At 72.0% G+C, this 7870-nt stretch carries 8 protein-coding genes; 1 reads left to right on the forward strand and 7 read right to left on the reverse strand.

Annotated elements, in window-relative coordinates; all coding sequences use genetic code 11:
- The 7 genes from KIK08_RS35330 to KIK08_RS35360 form a co-directional block, all read right to left on the reverse strand.
- Positions 1-1574 (reverse strand): NADH-quinone oxidoreductase subunit G (locus KIK08_RS35330; protein WP_214407671.1); only part of this gene is annotated, 1574 nt, incomplete at its 3' end.
- Positions 1571-2917, reverse strand: a complete 1347-nt coding sequence (gene nuoF, locus KIK08_RS35335) for an NADH-quinone oxidoreductase subunit NuoF (RefSeq protein WP_214407672.1) — start codon at positions 2915-2917, stop codon at positions 1571-1573. The genes nuoF and KIK08_RS35330, both read right to left, overlap by 4 nt.
- 19 nt (positions 2918-2936) lie before the next feature.
- Positions 2937-3740, reverse strand: a complete 804-nt coding sequence (nuoE, locus tag KIK08_RS35340; RefSeq protein ID WP_214407673.1) for an NADH-quinone oxidoreductase subunit NuoE — start codon at positions 3738-3740, stop codon at positions 2937-2939.
- Positions 3741-3810: 70 nt separating this feature from the next.
- The gene (locus KIK08_RS35345) at positions 3811-5136 is read right to left on the reverse strand and encodes an NADH-quinone oxidoreductase subunit D (RefSeq protein ID WP_250558472.1); all 1326 of its coding nucleotides are present in this window, start codon (positions 5134-5136) and stop codon (positions 3811-3813) included.
- 19 nt (positions 5137-5155) lie between these two features.
- Positions 5156-6049, reverse strand: a complete 894-nt coding sequence (locus KIK08_RS35350; RefSeq protein ID WP_250558473.1) for an NADH-quinone oxidoreductase subunit C — start codon at positions 6047-6049, stop codon at positions 5156-5158.
- Positions 6046-6657, reverse strand: a complete 612-nt coding sequence (locus KIK08_RS35355; protein ID WP_250558474.1) for a NuoB/complex I 20 kDa subunit family protein — start codon at positions 6655-6657, stop codon at positions 6046-6048. Before KIK08_RS35355 ends, KIK08_RS35350 begins: the two co-directional genes overlap by 4 nt.
- 1 nt (position 6658) lies before the next feature.
- Positions 6659-7024, reverse strand: coding sequence for an NADH-quinone oxidoreductase subunit A (locus KIK08_RS35360; protein WP_214407675.1), 366 nt, complete (start codon positions 7022-7024; stop codon positions 6659-6661).
- A gap of 437 nt (positions 7025-7461) precedes the next feature.
- On the opposite strand from KIK08_RS35360, the gene KIK08_RS35365 reads away from it, so the two are divergent.
- Positions 7462-7870 (forward strand): antibiotic biosynthesis monooxygenase (locus tag KIK08_RS35365; protein WP_214407676.1); only part of this gene is annotated, 409 nt, incomplete at its 3' end.

A 7870-nucleotide genomic window follows, 5' to 3' on the forward strand; every position in this document is an offset into this window, starting at 1 on the left:
CCGCGGTCGCCGGCCCGGCGCGGGACCCAGCCGATCGCCGCGCCCGTGCGCTCGCCCAGCGCGGCGACCGCCGAGTACAGGCCGGGGACCTCGGCGGCGCGCTCGCCGACCAGGATCACCCCGCCGCCGCGCAGGGCCTCGACGACCTCCTCGGGGAGGTCGGCGAGCACCGTCGGCTCGGCGCCGGGCACGGCCGGGATGAGGTTGTCCTTCGCGGCCGGGGCGGCCGAGCCGAGCTGGAGCGAGGTGCGCTCGACGGCGGGCGTCGTCCACTGGCCCAGGTGGAACACCCGCTGGCCGTGCTTGCGGGCGGCCTTGCGCAGCCGCAGGTAGACGACGGGCGCCTCCTCCTCCGGCTCCAGCGCCACGCACAGCACCGCGGGCGCGGCCTCCAGGCGGGTGTAGCTCAGCTGCTCAGGGCCGCGCCCGACCACCTGGGAGGCCAGGAAGTCGAGCTCCTCGGCGGAGTGCGGCCGGGCCCGGAAGTCGACGTCGTTGGTGCCGGCGGCGACCCGGGCGAACTTCGCGTAGGCGTAGGCGTCCTCCAGGGTGAGCCGACCGCCGGCCAGCACCCCGATCCCCCGCTCGCGGGCGGCCAGCAGGCCCGTCGCCGCCGCCTCCAGCGCATCGGTCCAGGAGGTCTCGGCGAGGACGCCGTCCGCGCCGCGGACCATGGGCCGGGTGATGCGGGCCGCGGAGCCCAGGTAGCGGAACGCGAAGCGGGTCTTGTCGTCGATCCACTCCTCGTTGACCTCGGGGTCGTTGCCGGCCAGCCGGCGAAGGACCGTGCCGCGGCGGGTGTCGACGCGCAGCGCCGCCCCGCTGGACGTGTGCTCGTCGACACCCGGCGTGGAGACCAGGTCGAACGGGCGCGACCGGAACCGGTAGGCGGCGCTGGTGAGCGCGCCGACCGGGCAGATCTGGATGGTGTTGCCCGACATGTAGCTCTGGAACGGCTTGTCCTCGGCCACCCCGATCTGCTGGTTGGCGCCGCGCTCCAGCAGGTCGATGAACGGGTCGCCGGCGATCTCCTCGGAGAACCGGGTGCAGCGCTGGCAGAGCACGCAGCGCTCGCGGTCGAGCAGCACCTGGGTGGAGATCGGCAACGGCTTGGCGAACGTGCGCTTCTCGTCGACGAACCGCGAATCGGTGCGCCCGGTGCTCATCGCCTGGTTCTGCAGGGGGCACTCGCCGCCCTTGTCGCAGATGGGGCAGTCGAGGGGGTGGTTGATGAGCAGCAGCTCCATCACCCCCTCCTGGGCCTTCTTGGCGACCGGGGAGGAGTGCTGGGTCTTGACGACCATGCCGTCGGCGACCGTCATCGTGCAGCTGGCCTGCGGCTTGGGCATCGGCCGCCCGCCCATCTCCACCTCGACCAGGCACTGGCGGCAGGCGCCGGCCGGGTCGAGCAGGGGGTGGTCGCAGAACCGGGGGATGATGATCCCGAGCCGCTCGCAGGTGCGGATCAGCAGCTCGCCCTTGGGCGCGTCGACCTCTCGGCCGTCGATGGTCAGCCGGACGTGGCCCTCCGGGACGGGACGGGCTTCCTTCTTCTCCTCGGGGGCGATCGTCACGCCGTAGCTCCGCTCAACTCAGCCAGCTGATCCGGGTGCGCCACCGCGGGCTGGGCCGCGATGAGGTCCAGGAACTCCTGGCGGAAGTACTGGATCGCGCTGGTGATCGGGCTGGTGGCGCCGTCACCGAGGGCGCAGAACGCGCGCCCGAGGATGTTGTCGCAGACGTCGAGCAGCGTCTCGATGTCGCCCTCGGTGCCCTGGCCGCGCACCATCCGCTCCAGGATCAGCTCCAGCCAGTAGGTGCCCTCCCGGCACGGGGTGCACTTGCCGCAGCTCTCGTGCTTGTAGAACTGGGTCCACTTCATGACGGCCCACGGCACCGAGACGGTCTCGTTGAAGACCTGCACCGCGGTGGTGCCCAGCATCGAGCCGGCCGCGGCCGCGCCCTCGAAGTCGAGCGGGACGTCCAGGTGCTCGGCGGTGAAGATCGGCGTCGACGACCCGCCGGGGGTCCAGAACTTCAGGGGGACGCCGTCCTTCATGCCGCCGGCCAGCTCCAGCAGTTGGCGCAGCGTGATGCCCAGCGGGGCCTCGTACTGGCCGGGCCTCTCGACGTGCCCGGACACCGAGTAGATCTTCGGGCCGGGGCTCTTCTCGCTGCCCATGGCGCGGAACCAGTCGCTGCCGCCGGAGACGATCGCCGGAACCGAGGCGATCGTCTCGACGTTGTTCACCACGGTGGGCGAGGCGTAGAGCCCCGCCGTGGCCGGGAAGGGGGGCTTGAGCCGGGGTTGACCGCGCCGACCTTCCAGCGAGTCCAGCAGGGCCGTCTCCTCGCCGCAGATGTACGCGCCGGCGCCGGCGTGCACCACGATGTCGAGGTCGAAGCCCGAGCCCAGGATGTCCTTGCCGAGGTAGCCCTTGGCGTAGGCCTCCTCGACGGCGTGGCGCACCCGGCGGATGCAGTGCAGCGCCTCACCGCGGACGTAGATCGCGCAGAAGTTGGCCCGGATGGCGTAGCTGGTGATGATGCAGCCTTCGACCAGCGAGTGCGGGTCGGCCATCATCGTCGGGATGTCCTTGCAGGTGCCCGGCTCGCCCTCGTCGGCGTTGATCACCAGGTACTTGGGCTTGGCGCCCGGCCCGGTCGACCCCTGCGGGATGAAGCCCCACTTCATGCCGGTGGGGAAGCCCGCGCCGCCGCGACCGCGCAGGCCGGAGTCCTTGACCAGCTGGATGATCCGGTCGGGGTCCTTGCCCAGCGCGTAGCGCAGCGCCTCGTAGCCCTCGAGCTGCTCGTAGGTGTCGATCGACCACGACCGCGGCGACAGCCAGCGCCTCGTGAGCACCGGGGTGAGCGGGTCGGGGCCGGGGGGTGTGGTGGGGGTGGCAGCCGTCATGACTCGTTCCTGGGGGGTGTCACTTCTTCTCCGGGAGTGCCGGCAGGTCGGGCGGGGAGTCGGGCATCGAGGGCGCCCGCCAGCCGCGGTCGGCGGCCAACCGCGCCCCGCGCAGCGTCTCATCGGCCACCGACGGTCCCTCGACCGACCGGGCCAGGTCGGGGAACACCCCGGCCAGCTCCATCTCGACGGTCCGGAAGTCGGTCAGCGGGGCGCCGCGGGTGGGGTTCGGCTTCTCCCCCGCCTGCAGCGCGTCGACCAGCGCCTCCGCCGACTCGACGGTCTGGTTGTCGAAGAACTCGTAGTTGACCTGCAGCACCGGCGCCAGGTCGCAGGCGGCCAGGCACTCGGCGTGCTCCAGCGTGATCGAGCCGACGGTGCCCGGCTCGCCGGCCGTCTCCTCGTGCCCGACGCCCAGCTTCTCCTTCAGCCGCCCGTAGATGTCGTCGCCGCCCAGCGTCGCGCACAGCGTGTTGGTGCAGACGCTGACCAGGTGCTGGCCGCACGGCGTGCGCTTGTACATCGTGTAGAACGTCGCCACCGCGGAGACCTCCGCGGTGGTCAGCTCCAGCGCCTCGGCGCAGTAGCGGATGCCGTCCTGGCTGACGAAGCCCTCGACCGACTGCACGAGGTGCAGCAGCGGCAGCAGCGCCGAGCGCGGCTGCGGGTACCTGGAGATGATCTCCTTGGTGCGCTGCCGGGTGAGCTCGTCGAAGACCGGGGCGACGACGGCGGGGTCGTCGACCACCGGCTCCCAGACGACCTCGTCCGGCGCCGCGGCGGACGGGGCGTTCATCTCAGGGTTGCCCCCGGGAAGGGTCATCGCACGACCTCGCAGAGCTCGGCCGACGATGACCCCGAACGCTGTGACAGTGATTCGCTCGCAAGCTCGCTCATCGGTCCACACCTCCCATGACGGGGTCGATCGAGGCGACGGCGGCGATGACGTCGGCGACCATGCCGCCCTCGCTCATCGCCGGCATCGTCTGCAGGTTCACGAAGCTGGGTTCGCGCACGTGCACGCGCAGCGGACGGGTGCCGCCGTCGGAGACCAGGTGGTAGCCCAGCTCGCCGCGCGGCGACTCGACCGCCGAGTACACCTGCCCGGCCGGCACCGCGAAGCCCTCGGTGACCAGCTTGAAGTGGTGGATCAGCGACTCCATCGACTGGCCCATGATCTTGCGGACGTGCTCGAGGCTGTTGCCCATGCCGTCCGCGCCGACCGTGAGCTGCGCCGGCCAGGCGATCTTGCGGTCGGCCACCATGACCGGGCCGGGCTCCATCTTGGCCACCGCCTGCTCGATGATCTTGAGCGACTCGTGCATCTCGGCGACCCGCAGCCGGTAGCGCGCGTAGCAGTCGGCCTCGGTGGCCACCGGGACCTCGAAGTCGTACTCCTCGTAGCCGCAGTACGGCTCGACCTTGCGCTGGTCCCACGGCAGGCCGGCCGAGCGCAGGATCGGGCCGGTGGCGCCCAGCGCCAGGCAGCCGTCCAGCGGCAGGTAGCCGACGTTCTCCAGGCGCTGGCGCCAGATCGGCTGGCCGGTGAGCAGCTTGTCGTAGTCGGGCAGCCGCGAACGCATGACCTTGACGAAGTCGGTGACCTTCTCCGCCCAGCCGTCCGGGAAGTCCTGGGCCAGCCCGCCCGGGCGCACGTAGGCGTGGTTCATGCGCAGGCCGGTGAGGAACTCCAGCAGGTGCAGGACCTCCTCGCGCTCGCGGAACCCGGCCGTCATGCCGGTGAGCGCGCCCAGCTCCATGCCGCCGGTGGCCAGGCACACCAGGTGCGAGCCGATCCGGGTGAGCTCCATCAGCAGCACCCGGGCGACCTGCGCGCGCCGCGGCGCCTCGACGCCGAGCAGCTTCTCCACCCCGAGGCAGTACGCCGTCTCGTTGAAGATCGGCGCCAGGTAGTCCATCCGCGTCACGAACGTGACGCCCTGGGTCCAGGTGCGGTACTCGCAGTTCTTCTCGATGCCGGTGTGCAGGTAGCCGATCACCGAGCGGGCCTGCTGGACGGTCTCGCCCTCCAGCTCCAGCACCAGCCGCAGCACGCCGTGCGTGGACGGGTGCTGCGGGCCCATGTTGATGACGATGCGGTCTTCGTGCTCGGCGTCGATCAGGGTGTCCCAGTCGCCGCCGGTGACGGTGTAGACCGGACCCTCGGTCGTGATCCGCTCCTCGGCGGGAGCGGGGCTGTCGTCGCGGATGTCGGTCATCGCGCCGCCTCCTGGATCGTCACGAGTAGGCCCGCCGCTCATCGGGGGGCGGGATCTCCGCGCCCTTGTACTCGACCGGGATGCCACCGAGCGGGTAGTCCTTGCGCTGGGGGTGGCCCTCCCAGTCGTCCGGCATGAGGATCCGGGTCAGCGCCGGGTGCCCGTCGAAGATCACCCCGAACATGTCCCAGGTCTCGCGCTCGTGCCAGTCGGCCGTCGGGTAGACCTCGACGACGCTCGGGACGTGCGCGTCGTCGACGTCGAGCACGACCTCCAGCCGGATGCGCCGCCGGAACGTCATCGACAGCAGGTGGTAGACGACGTGCAGGCGGCGGTCGACGTCGGCGCCGTAGTCCACGCCGGACACCGACGAGCACAGCTCGAAGCGCAGCGCCGGGTCGTCGCGCAGGGTCCGGCACATCTCCACGATGTGCTCGCGCTGCACGTAGAACGTGATCTCGCCGCGGTCGACGGTGACCTGCTCGACGGCGCCGCGCGGGATGCCGCGCTCCAGCAGCGCCTCGGCGAAGTCGTCGGCGAACTCGTCGAACCAGCCGCCGTAGGGCCGCTCGGCCGGGGCCGGCGCGTAGCCGGGCAGCCGCAGGCCGCCGAAGCCGGACGTGTCGCCGGAGCCGCTGACGCCGAACATGCCCTGCCGGTCGCGCGCCGCGGGGGCCGTGCGGGTGCCGCCCTCCGGGGTGACGCCGGCCTGGTCGGTGGTCTGCTCGACCTCCCCGCCGCTGCCGGGCACCATGCCCGTCTCGGCGGCGTCGGCGCCGCTCTCCTGGGCCGACGAGTGCGGGCCGCCGGTGCGCTCGGCCGACTCCTTGGAGGTGCCCCCGGTGCCGGGGGTGTCGTCCGCGGGTCCGGCGGGCCGCCCGTCGGTCGTCTTGCGCTCCCCGCTGTCGGTCATGACTCCACCTCGCGCTGCCGGACCGGGGCGCCCAGGGCGTTCTCCCGCTCCTCGCGCTCGCCCTTCGGCGCGTACTTGATCGACGAGGGCACCAGCTCGGTCCTGTGCCCGGCGGCGGCCAGCTCGGCGGCCCGCTTGGCGCCCAGCGGCTCGTCCATGATCTTGGCGTGGATCTTCAGGATCGCGTCCATCAGCATCTCCGGGCGCGGCGGGCAGCCCGGCAGGTACATGTCGACCGGGACGACGTGGTCGACGCCCTGGACGATCGCGTAGTTGTTGAACATGCCGCCCGACGACGCGCACACGCCCATCGCCAGCACCCAGCGCGGCTCGGGCATCTGGTCGTAGATCTGGCGCAGGACCGGGGCCATCTTGTTGCTGACCCGGCCGGCCACGATCATCAGGTCGGCCTGGCGCGGCGAGGCCCGGAAGACCTCCATGCCGAAGCGGGCCAGGTCGTAGCGCGGCGCGCCGGTCGTCATCATCTCGATCGCGCAGCAGGCCAGCCCGAACGTGGCGGGCCACAGCGACGACTTGCGCGTCCAGTTGACCAGCTTCTCGACGCTGGTCAGCAGGACGCCGTTGGGGAGGTGCTCTTCCAGACCCATCTCAGTTCCAATCCAGCCCGCCGCGGCGCCACACGTAGATGTAGGCGAAGCCGACCGTCACGATGAACAGCACGATCTCCACCAGCCCGAACAGGCCCAGCGCGTCCGCGCTCACCGCGAACGGGTAGAGGAAGACCATCTCGATGTCGAACAGGATGAACAGCATCGCGGTCAGGTAGTACGCGACCGGCATGCGGCCACCGCCCACCACCGGCTCCGGCGAGGGCTCGATGCCGCACTCGTACGCGTCGAGCTTGGCGCGGTTGTACCGACGGGGTCCGATGTAGGGCGCGGCCGTCACCGAGAACAGGGCGAACGCACCCGCCAGCGCGAACAGCAGCACCATCGGCAGGTAGGGATCGAGCATCCTGGGCACCCTCAGCGTTGTCGTGTCGTCGGGTCTTGCTGCATCCAGCGGCGCCGCGACCCTAGGTCGGGCGGCTGTCCCCACTCGACCCAGGCAAGCCTTACCACCGGGCGTCCGGGCCTGGTCATCGCCGTGGTCGCACGGGCGGTGACCTGGTCGCGAGAGGTCCGGCCGGGGGCGTCGGGCCGACGCCGCCCCTCCGGGACCCGCCACGGCCATGCGGCCCCTTGTGAACGGATTCACGAAGTCCGGGCAGAGTCTAAGCTCATGGCCGTGCGGGTGCGCGCCCGCCACCGGTAGCGACCCCGCGGGCGCGGTTCGTCGCGCCCTGCGCTCCCCCGGCTGACCGGAACGGGTCATGATGAACCCGACCATCGGTGTGCGCCGTGTACGGGTGCGTACGCGGCGACATCGCGAGCGGGGTCGGGAGGTGCGCGATGGCGGAGCGAGGGGTCACGATCTCGGTCAGCTACCCCGTCGCGGCCGGCGAGGAGGCCGAGTTCGAGGCCTGGTCGCGCCTGCGGCTGGCCGAGTCGGCCGACCGGCCCGGCTACCTCGGCGGCCAGGTGCTGGCCCCGCCCGCCCCCGGGCCCGACTGGTTCATCGTGCACCGCTTCGAGAACGAGCGGGCCGCCAGCAGCTGGGAGACCTGGTTCCGGGACTCGCCGGGCTGGCAGCAGGCCGGCGACATCGAGTGGAAGGTCGACGGCGGCGACCCCGCCCCGAACGGCCGACCGGCCGGCAACGGCCGCCCGCCCAACGGACGGGTCCCGGCCCCGCGCACCCCCGACCCGCGCACCCCCGACGGCCGCGGCCGCCCTGTCCCGCGCCCGCCCGCCGTCGCCC

Origin of the sequence: Pseudonocardia lacus (genome assembly GCF_018531445.1) — a bacterium.
Classification (GTDB): Bacteria; Actinomycetota; Actinomycetes; order Mycobacteriales; family Pseudonocardiaceae; genus Pseudonocardia; species Pseudonocardia lacus.

Coding starts and splice junctions, on each gene's coding strand:
- nuoE (WP_214407673.1), bottom strand. CDS start 3,740: ATGACCCTTCCCGGGGGCAACCCTGAGATGAACGCCCCGTCCGCCGCG.
- KIK08_RS35345 (WP_250558472.1), bottom strand. CDS start 5,136: ATGACCGACATCCGCGACGACAGCCCCGCTCCCGCCGAGGAGCGGATC.
- KIK08_RS35350 (WP_250558473.1), bottom strand. CDS start 6,049: ATGACCGACAGCGGGGAGCGCAAGACGACCGACGGGCGGCCCGCCGGA.
- KIK08_RS35360 (WP_214407675.1), bottom strand. CDS start 7,024: ATGCTCGATCCCTACCTGCCGATGGTGCTGCTGTTCGCGCTGGCGGGT.
- KIK08_RS35355 (WP_250558474.1), bottom strand. CDS start 6,657: ATGGGTCTGGAAGAGCACCTCCCCAACGGCGTCCTGCTGACCAGCGTC.
- nuoF (WP_214407672.1), bottom strand. CDS start 2,917: ATGACGGCTGCCACCCCCACCACACCCCCCGGCCCCGACCCGCTCACC.